An 18004-nucleotide genomic window follows, 5' to 3' on the forward strand; every position below is an offset into this window, starting at 1 on the left:
CGTCCAGGACGTGGACGGGCGGCCCGCCGCTTCCTCGTGTCCCGGTGGGCCCTCAGGAACGCTGATCCGGCGGCAGCAGCAGGACGGCGAGCGCGTCGGCGCAGCCGCGGGCGTGACCGAGGAACCAGTCCAGCCGGTCATCGGTGAGGTGCGCGGGCGTCGAGCGGACCGCGAGGGCGAACCGCGCCTGCCCGGCGCCGTCCAGGACGGGCACGGCGACCGTCCGCACCCCGGCGGCCGACTCGCCGTCGTTGAGCGCGTACCCGGCCGCTCGGACCTTCGCCAACTCGTCGTCCAGGAGCGCTGGTTCGGTGATCGTGCGGTCGGTGAAGGAGGGCAGCGGTCCCAGTGCCGCCGGCGCCGTCTCGCCCGGGCGGGGCCAGGCCAGCAGGATCTTGCCGAGGGCCGTGGAGTGCAGTGGCCGGCGCAGGCCCAGCCCGGTGTCCGGGCGGACGGAACCGCCGACCAGGATCACGGCGTGGGTGCCGCTGCGGATCGCCAGGTCGGCGGTCGCCTTGGTGCGCCGGGAGAGCAGGTCCAGCTCGGGCCCGGCCAGGTGCAGCCCGCGCTGGTGGAAGGTGAGTTGGCCGAGTTCGGCGACGGCGGGACCGAGCCGGTAGCGGGCGGTCTGTTCGTCCTGCTCCAGGAATCCGGCGCTGACCAGCGTGCGGGCCAACCGGTGCGCCGTGGAGACCGACAGGCCCATCCGGCGGGCCAGGTCCGAGGCGCTCAGGTCGGGGCCGTTGTCGTGGAAGCAGTGCAGCAGCCCGAGCGCGCGCTGGACGGCCTGCGCACCGGCCGGCGGACTCTGGACGGCGGTGGCGGCCTCGGCCATGGCACCTCGCGTTTCGGTTCGGAACTCCGGACGGACGGCCGGAGGCGGTCTCAGCGTAGGGCAGCCAGTGCTGCGGAAATGTGTCGACGACGTTGCAATGGAATGGCGTTGATGAACAACTGATCCCACGATGTGGCAAAAGCTTGCTTCGGGCTCGTCTGCCGTGGAACGCTCCTCGCATCGCGTCGAACGGCCACTCGGCCTCGGCGGTGACCGTCCCGATTCCACGGAAGGAGAAGCGCCGTGACGTCCCACCGGTGTCTCCCCTCCCGTGCGTGTTGTCGCTGAACGACCCCTCCCGCGCCGCCCGACCCTCCCGCACCGCCTGCCGTCCTGCATCGTGGCGCACAACTTCTTTGCGCACCAGGCCTCATGGGCCTCCGTGCGGTCATCGATCCCGAGCTCCTCCGGCCGTCGTCGGAGCCCCCGTAGAGGACCAACTCCGTTGTCCAGTCGTACCCAGAACGCCTCCCCGCTTCCCGACACCCTCTGGTTCACCCGCTGCCCGGTGCCCACCGCGACCGGGATCGCCGCCGATCAGGGTTGGCTCGCCCGCGAGTTCGCCGCCGACGGCATCGCGGTCCGCTCGCTGCAGGACGCACCGCCCGAGGTGGCCGCGGACCACCACTACACCCACGCGCTGACCGGTCTGTTCCGGGAGGGCGGAAACGTCCCCGCGCTGTGGGCCCGTTCGCGCGGCGAGGCGACCAGGCTGATCGGCCTCACCTGGATCGAGGAGCGCCAGGTGGTGCTCGTCCGGGCCGGCAGCGGCATCACCGAACCCGGGCAACTGCGTGGACTGCGACTGGCGGTGCCACATCATGACATCGGCATCGACTTCTGGCGGGCGATGGCGCTGGCCGGCCTCCGGGGCGCCCTCGGGCTCGCGGGCCTCACCCTGGCGGACGCCGAGCTGGTGGACGTCCCCGGTTCCGAGGGCGCCGGGCAGTGGTCCGCCGAGCTGGCCGCGCTGCGGGACGGCACGGTGGACGCGGTGTACGTGAAGGGGGCGCTCGCCGTCGAGGCGGCCCGCCGGGTCGGTGCGGAGGTGGCCGTGGAACTGGACGCGGCGCCGGACCGCCGGGCCCGGGTCAACAACGGCACGCCCCGGCCGATCACCGTCCACCAGCGGCTGCTGGACGAACACCCCGAGCTGGTGGCCCGGTTCCTCGCCGTACTGCTGGAGGCCGCCGACTGGGCGGCGGAGCGTCCGGAGGAGGTGGTCCGGATCCTGCGGGCCGAGACCGGTGCCGGTGCCGAGGGCGTCGCCGGAGCCTATGCACCGGGCAGCCACCGGACCCTGCGGCTCGACCTGTCGGCGGAGCGGCTGGAGCTGCTCGCGCTGCAGGAACGATTCCTCAGGGAGCAGGGCTTCCTTGCCGCGCCGGTGGACGTCCAGGCCTGGGCCGACCCGGAGCCGCTGCGCGCAGCGCGCGAGCTGCTGCGGGTGCGGCGTGCGGGTGAGGCGGCGGGCGCGGGTTCCGGTGCCGGCGGCGTTCGGATCACAGACTTCAGGTAACAGCGTTCAGCTAACAGATTTCGAAAGTTGTCAGCTGTCGGCTGTCATCTGTCACCCCCTTGGAGACCCCCGTGAAGACCCCTCGTCCCGCCCTCGCCGCCACGGCTCTGCTCGCCTCCGCCGCCCTCGCCGCCTGCGGCTCCTCCGCCGACGGGGCCAAGGCCTCCGCCGACGGCGGGGCCGGCGGCAAGGCCGACGTGGTGCTCCGCCTGCCCGATCCCGGCAACAACGGCTTCCTGGCCCGCGGCAAGAAGGACGGTTCACTGGACCGCACCCTGGCCGCGGTCCACGCCAAGGTCGCCTGGACCGGCAGCGCCGGCCCCTTCGCCCCCGCCGCCCAGGCCCTCTCCGCCGACCAACTGGACATCGCCCAGGGCTCGATCACCTCGGCCGTCGCCGCGCTCGCCCAGAAGCCCGGCTTCAAGCTGTTCGCCCAGACCGCGCCCGACGGCGTCGGCGAGGGGATCCTGGTGAAGAACGACTCGCCCGTCAAGTCCGTCCAGGACCTGGTCGGCAGGAAGGTCGCCGTCTCCCAGGGCGGCACCAGCGAGTACCTGCTGCTCAAGGCACTGGCGAAGAACGGCGTTCCGGCCGACAAGGTGGAGCGGGTCTACCTGCGCGCCGACCAGACCTCCGGCGTCTTCAACTCCGGCCAGGTGGACGCCTGGGCGACCTGGAACACCTTCTCGACACCCGCCGTCGCCAACGCCGGTGCGCACTTCCTGGTCAACGGCCAGGAGTTGGGCTCCGACAACTACGCGGTCTGGGCGGTGCGCAACGGCTTCGCCGACAAGCACCCCGAGGTGGTGAAGGCCTTCTACGCCTACCTGCGGGAGAACGGCGCCAAGGAGAAGGCCGACCCGGCCGGCTACCTCAACGTGTTCACCGACGCTGGCCCGACCGCCGTCACCCCCGCCGAGAAGGACGTCGCGGTGAACGTCGGCAAGCAGGGCACCCCGGCCGACGCCATCTCCGACGCCGACACCGCCCGCTTCGGGACGGTCGCCCAGTTCTTCGCCGACCAGAAGGTCACCAAGCAGCTGGTGGACGTCAAGCCGTACCTGATCGACATCAACAAGCTCGGGGACGGTGCCAAGTGACCACCTCCACCCGGCCGTTCACGCCGGAAGACACCCGGGCCGCACTGGAATCCGGCCTGGTCGCCCCGCAGAGCCGGCAGCCCCGGCCCCGCCCCCGGGCACTCGCCGTGACCCTGCGCACCATCGGTCCGCTCGCCCTGCTCGGCGGCTGGGCACTCGCCTCCGCCACCGGCGCGCTCACCCAGGACGTGCTCGCCTCGCCCGCCCAGGTCGCGCAGGCGGTGGGGGAGTTGTGGGGCAACGGCCAGCTGACCGACGCCCTGTCGGTCTCCCTCACCCGCGCCGGACTCGGACTGTTCTTCGGCGCGACCGCCGGACTGGTGCTCGGCGTGGTCACCGGATTCACCCGCCTCGGCGAGGAGTTGCTCGACTCCGCGATCCAGGTCCTGCGCACCGTGCCCTTCCTGGCCCTCGTCCCGCTGTTCATGGTGTGGTTCGGCATCACGGAGACCGCGAAGGTCGCCCTGATCGGAGTCGCCACCAGCTTCCCGATGTACGTGTCCGCCTCGGGTGGGGTCCGCAGCACCGACCGCAAGCTGGTCGAGGCGATGCGCAGCTTCGGCCTCGGACGCTGGGCGATCGTGCGCACGGTCGTGCTGCCCGGCGCCCTGCCCTCGCTGCTGTCCGGACTGCGCCTGTCGATGACGCTCAGCGTGATCGCCCTGATCGCCGCCGAGGAGATCAACTCCACCGAAGGCATCGGCTACTTGATGGCCCAGGCGCAGAACTACTCGCGCACCGACGTCCTCGCCGTCTGCATCCTGATCTACGGGCTGCTCGGCCTCGCCGCGGACGGTGTCGTCCGGGTCCTGGAGCGCGTGCTGATGCCGTGGCGCCAGATCGTCCAGGGAGCGACCCGATGACCGCCGACACGTTCACCACCGCCACGTCCTCGTCCTCCGCGCCGGCCTCTCTGTCGGTCCCCTCGGTCCCCTCGGTCCCCTCGGTCCCCTCGGTCCCCTCGGTCTCCTCCGCCTCCTCGGCCTCCGAGGAGACGGTCCCGGCCGTCCACCTGCGCGGTCTGCGCCGGGTGTTCGGCACCCGGGCGGTGCTCGACGGGGTCGACCTCTCCATCGCCCGTGGGGAGTTCGTCGCCCTGCTGGGTGCGAGCGGCACCGGCAAGACCACGCTGCTGCGCATCCTCGGGGCGCTCGACCAGGCGGACGGGGGTACCGTGCTCGTCCCGCCGGTCCGTACCGTGGTGTTCCAGGAGCCCCGCCTGGTGCCGTCCAAGCGGGTGCTGGCGAACGTCACGGTCGGCCTGCCGCGCGGCGCCGCGACCCGGGAGACCGGGCTGAAGGCGCTCGCCGAGGTCGGCCTGGAGCGGCACGCCGAGGCCTGGCCGGCCACCCTGTCGGGAGGTGAAGCGCAGCGCGTCGCACTCGCCCGGGCGCTCGTCCGGGAGCCGCAACTCCTGCTGCTCGACGAACCGTTCGCCGCCCTGGACGCGCTCACCCGGCTGCGCATGCAGGACCTCGTCGGCGACCTGGTGCGCCGCCACCGCCCGGCGGTACTGCTGGTCACCCACGACGTGGACGAAGCCGTACGGCTCGCCGACCGGGTCGTGGTACTGCGCGACGGCCTGCTCGCCCGGGACGAAGCCGTCACCGTCGAGAGCCCGCGCGACCCGGCCGATCCCGCCTTCGCCGACCTGCGGCGCCGGCTGCTCGCCGACCTCGGCGTCCACTGACGCCCGCGATCCACCACTGTCCACCGCAGTTCCCCGCAGTTCCCCGCGGTTTCCCGAGAATCCCCGCTATCCTCCCGATTTCCCCCGATTCACCCTGACTTCCGACCAACCGAGCCCGCACCACCGGAGTTGACCAGATGACCGTCACCCTCGGCGTCCACGCCAGCAACCCGTCGCTCTACTACCTCGCCCGACTCCCCTACCTGGACGAGGAGCTGGCCCCGCACGGCGAGACCGGCGCCTTCCACCACTACGCGGACGGCACCCGCACCGGCGCGCTGCTCGCCGAGGGCGTCATCGACTTCGGCGGCACCGGTTCCACCCCGCCGATCACCGCGCAGGCGGCCGGCCACGACCTGGTCTACGCGGCCGTCTCCGCACCCCGCCCCGACCACGGCGCCCTCCTGGTGCTGGACTCCGGCCCGGTGCGGACGGTCGCGGACCTCAAGGGTGCCACCGTCGTCCTCGCCGTCGGCTCCTGGCAGACCCACCTGCTCGCCAAGGCCCTGCACGCGCAGGGACTGTCGTACGGCGACGACGTCACCCCGGAGCGCCCGGCGGCCGGCCAGGACCAGGCCCGGCAGCTGCGCGACGGCGAGATCGCCGGCTGGATCGCCCAGGGCGCCGAACTCGCCGCAGCCCGCCGCACCGGGGAGTTCCGCGAGCTGATCCGCACCGGTGACGTCATCACCGACCGTTCGGTGTTCTTCACCCGCCGGGACTTCGCGACCGGCCGCCCCGAGGTGGTCGCCGCGATCGCGACCGCCCTGCGCCGGGCGGACGCCTGGGCGGCCGCCAATCCGGCCGAGGCCGCCGCGATCGCCGCCGAGGAACTGGGCGGCACGGCCGCCGACTGGCAGTCCGCGCTGGTCGCGCTGCCCTGGCGGCTGGAGCCCGCCACCGCCGGGTTCGTCGCCGAACAGCAGGAGGCCGCGGACATCTTCCACGGTGCGGGCTTCATCGACCGGGCACTGACCGTCGCCGACGCCCACCTCCCCGCCCTGGAGGCCCCGGTGGCCGCCGCGCTCGCGAAGGCGGTCTGACCCGTGGCCTCCGAAGTCCTCTGGTACATCATTCCGCGCGAGGGGCACTACCCCTGGGAGCCGGCCGGCCGCCGTCCGGTGGACCTCCGCTACCTCCAGCAACTGGCGGGCAGCGTCGAGCGACTGGGCTACACCGGCGCGCTGCTCGCGACCGACCTGTACGACGTCTGGACGCTCGGCAGCGCGCTCGCGGCCGCCACCACCCCGGCCTTCAAGCCGCTGCTGGCCGTCCACCCGGGGCTGGTCTCACCCACCCTGCTGGCCAAGATGGCACTCAGCTTCGACCACCTGCACGGCGGCCGGCTGCGCTTCAACGTGGTGAACGGCTCGACCGCGCAGCTGCGCGAGTACGGCCTGGACGTCGAGCACGACGACCGCTACCGGCTCAGCGGCGAGTACTGGTCGATCGTCAAGCGCCTCACGGCGGGTGAAGTCTTCGACCACAAGGGCGAGTTCTACGAACTGAAGAACGCGGGCGCCAGCCTGCGCGAGCTGACCCCGGCGCAGCCCGGCGGCATCCCGCTCTGGTTCGGCGGCAGTTCGGCGGCCGGCATCGAGATGGCCGCCGAGCACGTGGACGTCTACCTGACCTGGGGAGAGCCGCCGCACCTGCTCAAGGAGAAGCTGGACCTGGTCCGCGAGCGGGCCGCCGCCCACGGCCGGTCGGTGCGGATCGGGCTGCGGCTGCACCTGATCGTCCGCGACACCGAGGACGAGGCCTGGGCCGCCGCCGACCGGCTGCTGGACGTCACCGGTGAGGCCACCTACGCGCGCCAGCTGGGTGGCGCGAAGGCGGAGGACGGGGTCGGCTGGCAGCGGCAGTTCCGCCAGCACGGCGGGAAGGTGCCGGCGCGGGCCCGGGAGCTGGAGGCCTACCCCAACCTCTGGCCGGGAATGAGCCTGTTCCGCCCCGGGCCCGGTACGGCGGTGGTCGGCTCGACCGCCCAGGTGATCGAGCGCTTGCAGGAGTTCGAGGCGCTGGGTGTCGACACCTTCATCCTCTCGGGCAACCCGCTGCTGGAGGAGGCCCATCGGGTTGCAGAAACGGTTCTGCCCGCTCTGGGCATCAAGCGGCCGCACGCCGGTGGCTGACTGGTGACAGCTGACAAGTGACGGATAACGGATAACAGATGACGGATGACAGCTGACAGATTTCGAAATCTGTCAGCTGTCATCCGTCGATCGTCGGCTGTCGGCGTCAGTCGTAGCCATCAGCCGCAGCGATCAGCCTCGGCCGCCGGCCGGCGCCTCCGCCCCGTTCAGCGGCTCAGCCGGTCGATCTCCGCCAGCTCCTCGGCCGTCAGCGGCCCGCCCGCCAGTGCGTCGAGGTTCTGGTCCAGCTGGGCGACGCTGCTCGCACCGATGATCACCGAGACCACCCGCGGGTCCCGCAGCACCCAGCACAGCGCCAGCTGCGCCAGCGTCTGCCCGCGCCGCTCGGCGACCGCGGCCAGCGCCCGCAGCTGCTCCAGCTTCCGCTCGGTCAGGGCCTCCTCGGTGAGGAACTTCCCGACCGACATCCGCGAGCCCGCCGGAACCGCCCCGGACAGGTAGCGGTCGGTCAGCAGCCCCTGGGCCAGCGGCGAGTAGGCGATGAGGCTGCTCTGGGTTTCGCCCACCGCGTCCAGCACGCCGCCGTCCTCCACGTGCCGGTTGAGGATCGAGTACGCCGACTGGTTCATCAGCACCGGCGTCCCCAGCTCGCGCAGGATCGCCACCGCCTCCCGGTGCTGCTCCGCCGGGTAGTTGGAGATCGCCGCGTACAGCGCCCTGCCCGAGCGCACCGCGCTGTCGAGCGCGCCCATCGTCTCCTCGATCGGGGTGTCCGGGTCGTACCGGTGCGAGTAGAAGACGTCGACGTAGTCCAGCCCCATCCGGTCCAGCGACTGGTCGAGGCTGGCCAGCAGGTACTTGCGGCTGCCGCCGTTGCCGTACGGGCCGGGCCACATGTCCCAGCCGGCCTTGGTGGCGATGAACAGCTCGTCCCGGTACGGCCGGAAGTCCTGGGCGAACAGGTAGCCGAAGTTGCGCTCGGCGCTGCCGTACGGCGGGCCGTAGTTGTTCGCCAGGTCGAAGTGCGTGACGCCCCGGTCGAAGGCCCGGCGCAGCACCGCCCGCTGCACGTCCAGCGGCTGGGCGTCACCGAAGTTGTGCCAGAGCCCCAGCGAGACGGCGGGCAGCTGGACGCCGCTGCGGCCGGCCTTCCGATAGGTCATCGAGTCATAGCGGTCATCCGCGGCGAGGTAGCTCATGCCGGACATCCTGCCAGTCCGTCGCGGCGGATCAAGCCTTGCCCCGTTCCGGGCCGGTGCCTATGCTCGCGGAGGATCGCGTGCGTGCGAGGCGAGGGGGAGGCGAGATGGCAGTCCGGACCGTGACCGTGACCGTGGCCGCCGCCGCAGCCCGCTGTTGTTGTCGCCGCCACCGCAGCACCGACCGCTGACGCCACCCGCGAGCCCCGCCGCCCGAGCGGCCCACCGCCCGCCCCGTCGGCCGTTCCGCCGGTGCCGCCCGTAGGAGCGCGGCGCCGGACCGCGCACCGGCTCCCCGCGCTCCGCTCTCCGTGCGGCTCACCGAATCCCGGGACGCTCCGGCCCGCCGGTCCCGTCCCGGTCCTGCTCGGCTCGTTCCCATGCTCAGCCCGTACCCGGCCCCGGCCATGGCCCCGGCCCGACCCTGGTCCGACCCGAACCCGGCCCTGGTCCGACCCCGACCCCGAGCCCGTCCCGAGCGCCCAAGGAGACCGCCGTGCGGTTCACCGTCTCGTCCCTCGTCGCCAACGCCCCCGACCCGGTCACCGGCGTCCGGCGCACCCCGCAGCAGAAGCTGCACAACGTCATCGACCAGGCCGTCCTCGCCGAGCAGCTCGGCTACGACGGCTACGGAGTGGGGGAGCGGCACGGTGAGCCGTTCCTCTCCCCGGCGCCGCCCCTGCTGCTGAGCGCCATCGCCGCCCGCACCTCCACCATCCGGCTGTTCACCACGGTGACGGTGCTCAGCGTCCTCGACCCGGTCCGGGTCGCCGAGGACTACGCGATGCTCGACCAACTCTCCGGGGGTCGGTTGGAGTTGATCGTCGGCAAGGGCAACGACCCGCGCCATTTCGGACTGTTCGGCCTCCCCGAGGAGCGCCAGTGGGAGGCGCTCGCGGAAAACTACGGCCTGCTGCGAAGGCTCTGGCGCGAGGAGAAGGTGACCTGGGAGGGCTCGACCCGCCCGCCGCTCACGGACGTCACGGTCTGGCCGCGCCCGCTCCAGGACCCGATCCCGGTGTGGCACGGCAGCGCGACCAGCACGCGGTCCACCGACCTCGCGGCCCGCCACGGCGACCCGCTCTTCTCCGCCAACTCCTTCCATCCGCTGGAGAAGTACCGGACGCTGGTCGAGCACTACCGCGAGCGCTGGGAGCACTACGGGCACGACCCGGCGCGGGCCCGGGTGGGCGCGAGCTTCGGCGGACTGTTCGTCGCCGAGCGCTCGCAGGACGCCGTCGAGGGCTTCCGCCCGTACTGGAACGCACTGTTCGACTCGGCCGCGGGCCGGCACAACAACTCGCCGTTCACCTCGCTGGAGGACGCGCTGGAGCGCGGCTCGGCGCTGGTCGGCAGTCCGCAGCAGGTGATCGAGAAGATCCACCGCTACCACGAGGCCTTCGGCAACGAGGTGGTCGGCATCGGGGTCGACGCCCTCACCGAGGGGGCGCAGCGCGAGCAGTTGGAGCTGTTCGCGAGCGCGGTGGCGCCGGAGATCCGTCGGGCGCTGCCGTAGCGGTCCACGCCCGCCGCGCGCTGCCACGGCAGCCCGGATCTCCCGCCCGCCCGCGCAATGCGCCGTGCACCCCCTACGCGGCGTGACGCCGGCAACCGTGCGTGACGTGACGCGCGCCACCAGGTGCGCCGGAATGCCGTTCGGCGGGGCGGGGGATGACGAACGGTCGAGGGGCCGTGGCCGCCGGGGGGCGGCGCACGGCCCTCAACCGTTCCGCCCGGCGGGGGTCCCGGGGAGCCGCCCGCGCACCCAAGGGTCGGAGCCGGAGCCGAACCAGGGTCGGAGCCGGAGCCGGAGCCGGAGCCGGAGCCGGAGCCCCGAGCGCGAGCCCGGGTCGGGTCGGGTCGGGGCGGTCGGAGTCCGCACTGGCCTTCTGTACCTACTGGTATGTACAGTGTTCCGCATGAGCACCCAGGACCGCCTCATCGAGAGCACCCAGGCCCTCCTCTGGGAGCGCGGCTACGTCGGCACCAGCCCCAAGGCCATCCAGCAGCGCTCTGGCGTCGGCCAGGGCAGCATGTACCACCACTTCGCCGGCAAGCCCGACCTCGCGGCCGCCGCCCTGCGCCGCAGCGCCGAGCAGATGCGCGGCGTCGCCGAGGCCGACCTCGCCGCCCCCGGCAGCGCATACGACCGGATCGCCGCCTACCTGCAGCGCGACCGCGACGTCCTGCGCGGCTGCCGGATCGGCCGGATGGCCCAGGACCCGGACGTGGTCGCCGACCCGCTCCTGCGCGCGCCCGTCGAGGAGACCTTCGACTGGCTGCGCGGCCGGATCGCCGGACTGATCGCCGACGGCCAGGCGGGCGGCGAGTTCGCCCCCGGCCTCGACCCGGCCGACACCGCCGCCGCCGTGGTCGCCGTCGTCCAGGGCGGCTACGTCCTGGCCCGTGCCGCCGACAGCGCCGAGCCGTTCGACCGGGCCGTTCGTGGCGCCCTCGGCCTGCTCGCGGCACACCGCACGGCCTGACCCGCCAAGCCCGCCCGGCCGGTAGTCCGCCTGCCTGCCTGCCGGACCCGTCGAACCCGAGGAGCCCAGCCGTGCACGCGATGCAGTACGAGATCACCCTGCCCGCCGACTACGACATGGGCGTCATCCGCAAGCGCGTCGCCGACAAGGGCCGCCTGCTCGACGCGCACCCGGGCCTCGGCCTCAAGGCCTACCTGGTCCGCGAGCGCGGCCGACAGGGCTCGCCCGTCAACCAGTACGCGCCGTTCTACCTCTGGCGCACCGTCGAAGGCATGAACGGTTTCCTCTGGGGGCCGGGATTCCGCGGCCTGAGCGCCGACTTCGGCCGCCCCGCCGTCCGGCACTGGCTGGGCGCGGGCCTGACCCACGGCGCGCCAGGAACCTCGGCGGCCTCGGCATCGGCCTCGGAGGCAGCGTCGCCAACGGAGGCGGCGTCGTCAACGGAGGGGGCGGCCGGGCCGCCGACCACCGCCACCCGCGAGACCGTACGGCTGCCGGAATCCGCCGACCCGGCCGAGGCCGTCGAGCGGGCGCTCGCCGACCTGCCCACGCACCCGGCCCTGCACACCGCCGCCGTGGCCGTCGACCCGAGCCGCTGGGAGCTGCTCCGCTTCGCCCTCTGGCACGGCCCGGCCCCCGAGGACGAGCCCGGCGTCCGTTACCAGGTGCTGCACCTGTCCCGCCCCGAACTCGACCGGCTGCCGGCCGGCCGCCACTGGTGAAAGGACCCACCGCCCCGATGTCCCCCGCGACCGTTCCCACCGGCACCGACCTCACCCCGGCCCCGACCGACCGCACGGCCGGTTACGCCCTGCTCGCCGAACTCGCGGGTCCCGGCGCCGCCACCACGCTCGGGGGCCTGGACGCCCTCGCCCCCGGCTTCCCCGACTGGATCGTCACCAGCCTCTTCGGCGGTACCTACCAGCGTCCCGGACTCGCCCTGCGCGACCGCCAGATCGCGAACCTGGCCGCGCTCACCGCACTCGGCGGCGTCGAGCCGCAGCTGGCCGACCACGTCCGCTACAGCCGACGGATCGGCCTGACGGAGGCGGAGATCACCGAGGTCATCGTCCACCTCGCGCCGTACGTCGGTCTCCCCAGGGCGCTGGCCGGCCTGCGCGTCGCCACCGCCGCCTTCGCGGACGCCACCTTCGCCGACGCTACCTTCGCCGACGCCGCGGCCAGGGCCGAGGCCAAGGCCGGGACCGGGACCGGCACCGAGGCCGCGGCGGAGACCGTCGCCGGGAGCGCCACCCCGGAGGCCGACGCATGAGCCGCACCGTCCGCACCGTCCTCGGCGACCTGGACCCCGCCGACCTCGGGGTCACCGACTCCCACGACCACCTCTTCATCCGCAGCCCGCTGCTCCCCGGCCAGGAGCTGGACGATCCGGCCGCCGCCGAGGACGTCCTGCGGACCTACGCCGCCGCCGGTGGCCGTGCCCTCGTCCAGTGGACACCGCTCGGCCTGGGCCGGGGCGCGGACTCCCTCGCCGCGCTCTCCCGCGCCACCGGCGTCCACGTCGTCGCCGCCACCGGCGCGCACCAGGCGGTCCACTACGCGCCGGGCTTCTTCCCGGACGTCGACGGCGACCCGGCCGAGCGCCCCGGCGCGTACGCCGACCTCGCAGAACGCTTCGTCGCCGAACTCACCACCGGTCTGCCCGGCGCGCCCGAGGGCGTCCGGGCCGGGCTGATCAAGGTCGCGGGCGATCCGGGGCCCGTGAGCCGGCACACCCGGTGGACGATGGCCGCGGCGGCGGAGGCCCACCACGCCACCGGCGCCCCGATCGCCGTCCACCTCGAAGCCGACGGCGCTCCGCTCCGGGTCCTGAACCTGCTGCACGACCGGCACGGGGTCCGGCCCGACCGGATCGTCCTCGGTCACCTCACCCGGCTCCCCGACCGCGCGCTGCACCGTGCCCTGGCCGCCGAGGGGGTCCGGCTCGCCCTGGACAGCCCCTCCCGGTCCGGCCGGTCCGGCGACCACCAGGCCTTCGACGTCATCGCCGACCTGGTCGAGGCGGGCCACGCCGACCAGCTGCTGCTCGGCGCCGACACCACCACCAGGACCGCCCGCGCGGCCGCCGGCCCGGTCGGTCTGCTCGCCGACCTCGCCCCGCGCCTCGCCCGCAGCTACGGCCCGGAACTGCCCGAGCTGCTCCTCGTCACCAACCCGGCCGCCGCCTTCGCCGCCGACTGGCGCACGCCGTAGGCGGGGCCCTCGTCGCCCGCGGGTCCCATCGGCCGCGGCTGCGGCTGCCGGAGCGGGCATTCGGCAGACGGCCGCCGGGCGGGTCTTCTACGGTGCCGGGCATGGTGATGCTGACGCTCCGAACCCTCACGACCGCCGACTGGCCGCTCTGGCGGGACCTCCGTCTCGCGGCCCTGACCAGCGCGCCGGACGCCTTCAAGGCCGGCCTGGCCGACTGGGACCAGGGCGGTGAGGACCGCTGGCACGACCGGCTGCGTCTCCCGGACGCCCTCCACGTCGCGGCCCTCCTGGACGACGACCCGGTCGGCCTGGTCGGCGGACTGCCCGGATCACCGGACGGCGTACGGGAGTTGCGCTCGCTCTGGGTCGCCCCGCGGGCCCGCGGCCGGGGCGTCGCGGACCGTCTCGTCGAGGAGGTCGAGCGCTGGGCCCGAGCCACCGGCGGCACCACGCTGCGCCTCGCCGTGCTCCCCGGCAACCGGGCGGCGCTCGCCCTCTACCGCCGCCACGGCTTCACCCCGCTCGCGGAACCCGGGGACCTGCTCGCCGACGGGGTCGGCCGCGAACTCCTCCTGGCGAAGCCTCTGCGGTGACCGTCGCCGCACCCGGCTCGGTACCGGGGCCGCGACCGGCCCGGCCTTCCGAGGCCGACGGGACGGCCTCGGGACCGCGGGAAGGCGGGAAGGCGGGGCCTGTGCCGCACGGGGGACGGCACAGGCTCCGCCTTCCCGAGGTCGAGCGGTCTGGCAGGTCAGCGGGTCGGCGGGTCGACCGGCGTCACATGTGGGTGCCGCCGTCGATGCGGAGCTCGGTGCCGGTGACGAAGGCGCCGTCGTCGGAGGCGAGCATGGCGATCACGCCGGCCACCGTCTCCGGGCCGGCGAAGCCCTGGCCGAGCGCGGGGGAGAGCTTGGCCAGCAGGCCGAGGTCGGCGTCGGCGGGCAGGCCCGGGTTGTGGGTCATGCCGCTGTCGATGCTGCCCGGTGCGACGCAGACCGCGCGCAGGCCCTGCTTCGAGTACTCCGAGGCGATGGCGTGGGTGAAGGACTGGATGCCGCCCTTGGTCGCGGCGTACGCGGCCATGTAGGGGTGGGCGAAGCTCGCGGAGGTGGAGCTGAAGTTGACCACCACGCCCTTGCCGCCGGCGAGCAGCGCGGGGAGCGTCTCGCGGGTCATCAGGAAGGTGCCGGTCAGGTTCACCGCGAGGAGCCTGTTCCAGAACTCCAGGCTGGTCTCGTGGGTGTGCGAGGAGCGGAGGATGCCGGCCGCGTTGACCAGCACGTCCAGGCCGCCCAGGCCGGCGATCGCCTCGGCCACGCCCGCGACGACGGCCGCCTCGTCCGCGATGTCCAGCACCTGGACGGTGAGGCGGTCCGCGGTTCCCTCGGCGGTGGCGCGGTCCAGGGTCTTCTTCAGGCCGTCCTCGTTGACGTCGACGGCGACGACCTTCCCGCCCTCGGCGAGGATCCGGTGCACGGTGGCCTGGCCGATGCCCGAGCCGCCGCCGGTGATCAGGACGTTCCGTCCGCTGAAGCGCTCCATGGTGGTACTCCGTTCGTTCGTGGTCTCTCGACCTCAATAGGCACGTTACGCCTAGATGGCACATTGTGCCAACAAGTCCATTCGTGCCGATCCGTCGTGACGTGCCGCCTTGGCATTCGCCCGCGTAGGCTGACCCCGTGACCGGACGCCCGACCCTGACCCAGCGCCGCCGTGAGGCCACCCGGCTGGAGATCGCCCGTACCGCCGCCGCGCTCTTCGCCGAGCGGGGCACGGACGCGACCACCGCCGAGGAGATCGCCCTCGCCGCGGGCATCTCGCTGCGCACCTTCTACCGGTACTTCTCGGTCAAGGAGGACGCCGTCGCTCCGCTGCTCGCGGCGGGCGGACAGGAGTGGGTGGAGCTCTTCACGGCCAGCCCCGCGGACCTGCCGCTGCGCGAGGCGCTGGAGCGTGCGGCGGTCGCGTCGCTGACCCCGGCCGACGAGGCGCGGGTCGAGATGATGCAGTGGGCCCGCGGTCTGCTGCGCGACCCCAAGCTGAACGCCACCTGGCAGCGCGTCCACGCCGACTCGGAGGAGCGGCTGCGGGCCGCCCTCGCCGAGCGCTGCCCGGACGGCACCGACCCGCTGGAGATCCGGTTGGCGGCCGCCGCCGCGACCGCGGCGATCCGGGTGGCCCTGGAGCAGTGGGCCGCCTCCGAGGCGCCCCTCGCCGGTCCGGGCTCCCCGCAGGACCTCGGCGCTCGCTGCATGCGCGAGCTCACGGAGGGGCTGCGGCTGTGGGGGCGGGTCGGCTGAGCCCGGGGCCGGCCGTCGACCGGCCGGTGGCGGCCGACAGCGGACAGTGGGCAGTCGACAGTCGACAGATTTCAGATGACAACTTTCGAAATCTGTTATCTGAAAGTTGTCATCCGTTCGCCCGGCTCCCCGTAACCTCCCAGCCGCGGTCGGCTTTCTCCCAGCTGGCGTTAGGGTTGATCCTCGCGCCCCGGCAGGGGGAACCGGGGTGACCTCCTCGGATGTCCCCAGCGGAGGGGACTGGAGTTCGAGGCGTGGGAGCAAGCAGGACATGGGTCTGACGAGCCACAAGGTGCTGGCGCTGACCGCACTGATCGCGGTCGTGATGATGGTCGGCACGGTCTGGCTGTGGCCCAGACTCGCGAAGAAGACCTGGCGGGCGGTGCTCGGCCGGATCGGCGCACTGCTCGCCACCCAGCTCACGGTGCTCGCCGCGCTCGGCCTGGTCGCCAACAACTACTTCGCCTTCTACAGCAGTTGGGACGACCTGCTGGGCATCGGCGACACCGGCCCGGTGGTCATCCACAACAAGGCGGACGCCTCCGGCCGGCTGATGGTGGAGACGATGGGCCAGGCCGCGGTCAAGGGCGGCGGCGCGATGGGCCGCGAGCCCGCCCAGTCCGGCGAGATCCGCAAGATCAGGATCGACGGCGCGGTCAGTCGGCTGTCCACCGAGGGCTACGTCTACCTGCCGCCGCAGTACTTCCAGCCGGAGTACGCCCAGAAGCAGTTCCCGGCCGTGATCGTCAGCACCGGATTCCCAGGAATCGCCGAGAATCTGATCACCCGCTTCAACTACCCGGGTGCGGCGCTCAAGCTGCTGCAGGAAGGGCGGATGCAGCCGACCGTCATGGTCCTGGTGCGCCCATCGCCCGCGCTGCCCCAGGACACCGAGTGCGAGGACGTCCCGAACGGCCCGCAGTCCGACACCTACTTCACCAAGGACGTGCCCTCGGCGATCCAGGCCAGCTACCGGGTCTCCTCCGACCCGCAGGCCTGGGCCTTCATGGGCAACTCGACCGGCGGTTACTGCGCGCTCAAGCTGGCCATGCGTCACCCGGACGTCTTTCCGACCGCCGTCGCCCTCTCGGCCTACTACGACGCGGCCGACGACCCCACCACGGGCGACCTCTTCGGCGGCAGCAAGCAGCGCCGCGACGAGGCCAACCTGATGTGGCGGCTGAAGAACCTGCCGCAGCCGAAGGTGTCCGTGCTGCTGGCCGGCACCAAGAAGGGCGACGGCAGCTACCGGCAGGAGACCGAGGCCTTCGTCGACGCGGTGCAGAGTCCGATGAAGGTCTCGTACAGCATGCTGGAGAACGGCGGCCACAACTTCGAGACCTGGAGCGCCCTGCTGCCCTCCTCGCTGGAGTGGCTGTCCCAGCACCTCAAGGTGCCGAACCAGACCGTATGAAGCGACCCGGCCGTACCTGACCGGCCGTACCTGAACGCCTGAACGACCGAACCCCCGGAGCCGCTGCCCCGGGGGTTCGATCGTTCAGGTCGGCCAGGTTGTTCGGGTCGGCCGGGCCGTTCAGGAACCGTACGGCTCCCGCCCGGCGGTCCCGCCGCTCAGGCCACCCGCTCCAGCGTCCCGGTGTGCAGCTGGCCGACCCGGCCGCCCTCGCCCTCGAAGGTCCAGAAGGCCCGCACGGTCAGCTTGCCGAGGTCCATCACGTGGCTGACGGTGATCCCGCTCTGCTCCGTCCAGCTGATGAAGTAGATCTCCGGCGCGACCTCGGCGACGTGCAGCCGCACGTCCTCCCACTGGCCCGCGGACTCGCCGAGGCCCTCCCAGCGCAGCCGCGTGCCGTCGGCCGAGTAGGTGTTGCGGAAGGCCGCGCCGTTGTCGACCCGGAAGAGGTAGGTGCGGCCGGCGAAGGCGGGCAGGGGCGCGGTCATGGTGGGGCGGGTCCTCGTCTCTGTCAGGTCGTGGCGAGCGTCCGGTCGGGCTCGCCGCTCTTGTGCACGGCGGATGATGTCAGGCTTCCAATTTATCCGACCGGGCGCACTCGGTCAGGCACTCGCCACCGTACGGTCCGCCACGGCGAGGCCGCGCGTGTGCGGCCGGGGCCGGGCCCGACCCGGGGGCTCCCCGGTCGATGTGGCGGCTCCCGGCGCCGGAGACTGATCAACTCGACTGCCACGCAGGGTCGTTGATCGACACCACGGTGAGCTGCGCCCTCGCGGACCCCGCCGCCGGGATGTCCACTCCGGCCCCGGCCCCGACGACGAGCCCGACCACCACCCCGAGCACCCCGGCGCGATCAGCTGGGGCCGGCGCAACGCGAAGTACTGCACCGTCGCGGGCGCCGTCGCGAAGGACCGGCGGGTGGCCATCGGGACCGATCGCGGCGCCAACTCGTAGGACCGGGTCCATCCCTCAGGCCAAGCCATCCCTCAGGCCAAGCCACCCCTCCGGACCTGGCCACCGCCGGGGCGGTTGCCCCCGCCCGGGCGGCCCCCCCCGCGGGACCCCGCGTCTCACGTAACCGGCGCCCCCCCGCACCCCCAGATGTGGATAGGGTGGCGGGGGTTGGCCGGCGGACCGGGGGGCGCGCGGGG

At 73.2% G+C, this 18004-nt stretch carries 18 protein-coding genes; 14 read left to right on the forward strand and 4 right to left on the reverse strand.

Annotated elements, in window-relative coordinates; genetic code table 11:
- Positions 1-52 precede the first annotated feature (52 nt).
- Positions 53-835, reverse strand: a complete 783-nt coding sequence (locus ACFVHV_RS38805) for an IclR family transcriptional regulator (protein WP_359898563.1) — start codon at positions 833-835, stop codon at positions 53-55.
- A gap of 445 nt (positions 836-1280) precedes the next feature.
- Between ACFVHV_RS38805 and ACFVHV_RS38810 the strand changes: the two genes are divergently transcribed.
- From ACFVHV_RS38810 to ACFVHV_RS38835, 6 genes are all read left to right on the forward strand, one after another.
- Complete coding sequence (locus tag ACFVHV_RS38810) at positions 1281-2354, forward strand: ABC transporter substrate-binding protein (RefSeq protein WP_380357894.1); 1074 nt, start codon at positions 1281-1283, stop codon at positions 2352-2354.
- Between the two features lie 71 nt (positions 2355-2425).
- Positions 2426-3454: an NrtA/SsuA/CpmA family ABC transporter substrate-binding protein gene (locus tag ACFVHV_RS38815; protein WP_380357896.1), complete on the forward strand. Its 1029-nt coding sequence runs from the start codon at positions 2426-2428 to the stop codon at positions 3452-3454.
- Positions 3451-4317, forward strand: a complete 867-nt coding sequence (locus tag ACFVHV_RS38820; protein ID WP_359898560.1) for an ABC transporter permease — start codon at positions 3451-3453, stop codon at positions 4315-4317. Before ACFVHV_RS38815 ends, ACFVHV_RS38820 begins: the two co-directional genes overlap by 4 nt.
- Positions 4314-5144: an ABC transporter ATP-binding protein gene (locus ACFVHV_RS38825; RefSeq protein ID WP_380357898.1), complete on the forward strand. Its 831-nt coding sequence runs from the start codon at positions 4314-4316 to the stop codon at positions 5142-5144. Before ACFVHV_RS38820 ends, ACFVHV_RS38825 begins: the two co-directional genes overlap by 4 nt.
- A 137-nt stretch (positions 5145-5281) precedes the next feature.
- Complete coding sequence (locus ACFVHV_RS38830) at positions 5282-6187, forward strand: ABC transporter substrate-binding protein (RefSeq protein WP_380357901.1); 906 nt, start codon at positions 5282-5284, stop codon at positions 6185-6187.
- Positions 6188-6190: 3 nt separating this feature from the next.
- A complete protein-coding gene (locus tag ACFVHV_RS38835; protein ID WP_359898557.1) occupies positions 6191-7279 on the forward strand; it encodes an LLM class flavin-dependent oxidoreductase in 1089 nt (362 codons plus the stop codon).
- A 167-nt stretch (positions 7280-7446) separates the two neighbouring features.
- Here ACFVHV_RS38835 and ACFVHV_RS38840 read toward each other — a convergent pair whose 3' ends face one another.
- Entirely contained in the window at positions 7447-8439 is a 993-nt protein-coding gene (locus ACFVHV_RS38840; RefSeq protein ID WP_359898556.1) for an aldo/keto reductase, read from the reverse strand.
- A 496-nt stretch (positions 8440-8935) separates the two neighbouring features.
- Here ACFVHV_RS38840 and ACFVHV_RS38845 point away from each other — a divergent pair, with 496 nt between their 5' ends.
- From ACFVHV_RS38845 to ACFVHV_RS38870, 6 genes are all read left to right on the forward strand, one after another.
- Positions 8936-9955, forward strand: a complete 1020-nt coding sequence (locus tag ACFVHV_RS38845; RefSeq protein ID WP_359898555.1) for an LLM class flavin-dependent oxidoreductase — start codon at positions 8936-8938, stop codon at positions 9953-9955.
- Between the two features lie 403 nt (positions 9956-10358).
- A complete protein-coding gene (locus tag ACFVHV_RS38850) occupies positions 10359-10925 on the forward strand; it encodes a TetR/AcrR family transcriptional regulator (protein WP_359898554.1) in 567 nt (188 codons plus the stop codon).
- 71 nt (positions 10926-10996) lie between these two features.
- Positions 10997-11647, forward strand: a complete 651-nt coding sequence (locus tag ACFVHV_RS38855; protein ID WP_380357906.1) for a DUF4865 family protein — start codon at positions 10997-10999, stop codon at positions 11645-11647.
- A gap of 17 nt (positions 11648-11664) precedes the next feature.
- Positions 11665-12198 carry a carboxymuconolactone decarboxylase family protein gene (locus tag ACFVHV_RS38860; protein ID WP_359898552.1) on the forward strand — a complete coding sequence of 178 codons (534 nt, stop codon included), beginning with the start codon at positions 11665-11667 and terminating at the stop codon, positions 12196-12198.
- A complete protein-coding gene (locus tag ACFVHV_RS38865) occupies positions 12195-13139 on the forward strand; it encodes a phosphotriesterase (protein ID WP_359898551.1) in 945 nt (314 codons plus the stop codon). The genes ACFVHV_RS38860 and ACFVHV_RS38865 overlap by 4 nt, the downstream gene beginning before the upstream one ends.
- Positions 13140-13240: 101 nt before the next feature.
- Entirely contained in the window at positions 13241-13732 is a 492-nt protein-coding gene (locus tag ACFVHV_RS38870; protein ID WP_380357910.1) for a GNAT family N-acetyltransferase, read from the forward strand.
- Between the two features lie 184 nt (positions 13733-13916).
- Here the strand turns inward: ACFVHV_RS38870 and ACFVHV_RS38875 are convergent, their stop codons facing one another.
- Entirely contained in the window at positions 13917-14681 is a 765-nt protein-coding gene (locus tag ACFVHV_RS38875) for an SDR family NAD(P)-dependent oxidoreductase (RefSeq protein ID WP_380357913.1), read from the reverse strand.
- A 137-nt stretch (positions 14682-14818) separates the two neighbouring features.
- Between ACFVHV_RS38875 and ACFVHV_RS38880 the strand changes: the two genes are divergently transcribed.
- Complete coding sequence (locus ACFVHV_RS38880; RefSeq protein WP_380357915.1) at positions 14819-15439, forward strand: TetR family transcriptional regulator; 621 nt, start codon at positions 14819-14821, stop codon at positions 15437-15439.
- Between the two features lie 271 nt (positions 15440-15710).
- A complete protein-coding gene (locus ACFVHV_RS38885) occupies positions 15711-16853 on the forward strand; it encodes an alpha/beta hydrolase-fold protein (protein WP_359898548.1) in 1143 nt (380 codons plus the stop codon).
- Between the two features lie 158 nt (positions 16854-17011).
- Here the strand turns inward: ACFVHV_RS38885 and ACFVHV_RS38890 are convergent, their stop codons facing one another.
- A complete protein-coding gene (locus ACFVHV_RS38890) occupies positions 17012-17341 on the reverse strand; it encodes a MoaF N-terminal domain-containing protein (RefSeq protein WP_359898547.1) in 330 nt (109 codons plus the stop codon).
- Positions 17342-18004: the final 663 nt, after the last annotated feature.

Origin of the sequence: Kitasatospora sp. NPDC127116 (assembly GCF_042677365.1) — a bacterium.
Classification (GTDB): Bacteria; Actinomycetota; Actinomycetes; order Streptomycetales; family Streptomycetaceae; genus Kitasatospora; species Kitasatospora lactacystinica.

Coding starts and splice junctions, on each gene's coding strand:
- ACFVHV_RS38875 (WP_380357913.1), bottom strand. CDS start 14,681: ATGGAGCGCTTCAGCGGACGGAACGTCCTGATCACCGGCGGCGGCTCG.
- ACFVHV_RS38870 (WP_380357910.1), top strand. CDS start 13,241: ATGGTGATGCTGACGCTCCGAACCCTCACGACCGCCGACTGGCCGCTC.
- ACFVHV_RS38885 (WP_359898548.1), top strand. CDS start 15,711: ATGGGTCTGACGAGCCACAAGGTGCTGGCGCTGACCGCACTGATCGCG.
- ACFVHV_RS38825 (WP_380357898.1), top strand. CDS start 4,314: ATGACCGCCGACACGTTCACCACCGCCACGTCCTCGTCCTCCGCGCCG.
- ACFVHV_RS38865 (WP_359898551.1), top strand. CDS start 12,195: ATGAGCCGCACCGTCCGCACCGTCCTCGGCGACCTGGACCCCGCCGAC.
- ACFVHV_RS38850 (WP_359898554.1), top strand. CDS start 10,359: ATGAGCACCCAGGACCGCCTCATCGAGAGCACCCAGGCCCTCCTCTGG.
- ACFVHV_RS38830 (WP_380357901.1), top strand. CDS start 5,282: ATGACCGTCACCCTCGGCGTCCACGCCAGCAACCCGTCGCTCTACTAC.
- ACFVHV_RS38860 (WP_359898552.1), top strand. CDS start 11,665: ATGTCCCCCGCGACCGTTCCCACCGGCACCGACCTCACCCCGGCCCCG.
- ACFVHV_RS38890 (WP_359898547.1), bottom strand. CDS start 17,341: ATGACCGCGCCCCTGCCCGCCTTCGCCGGCCGCACCTACCTCTTCCGG.
- ACFVHV_RS38805 (WP_359898563.1), bottom strand. CDS start 835: ATGGCCGAGGCCGCCACCGCCGTCCAGAGTCCGCCGGCCGGTGCGCAG.
- ACFVHV_RS38840 (WP_359898556.1), bottom strand. CDS start 8,439: ATGAGCTACCTCGCCGCGGATGACCGCTATGACTCGATGACCTATCGG.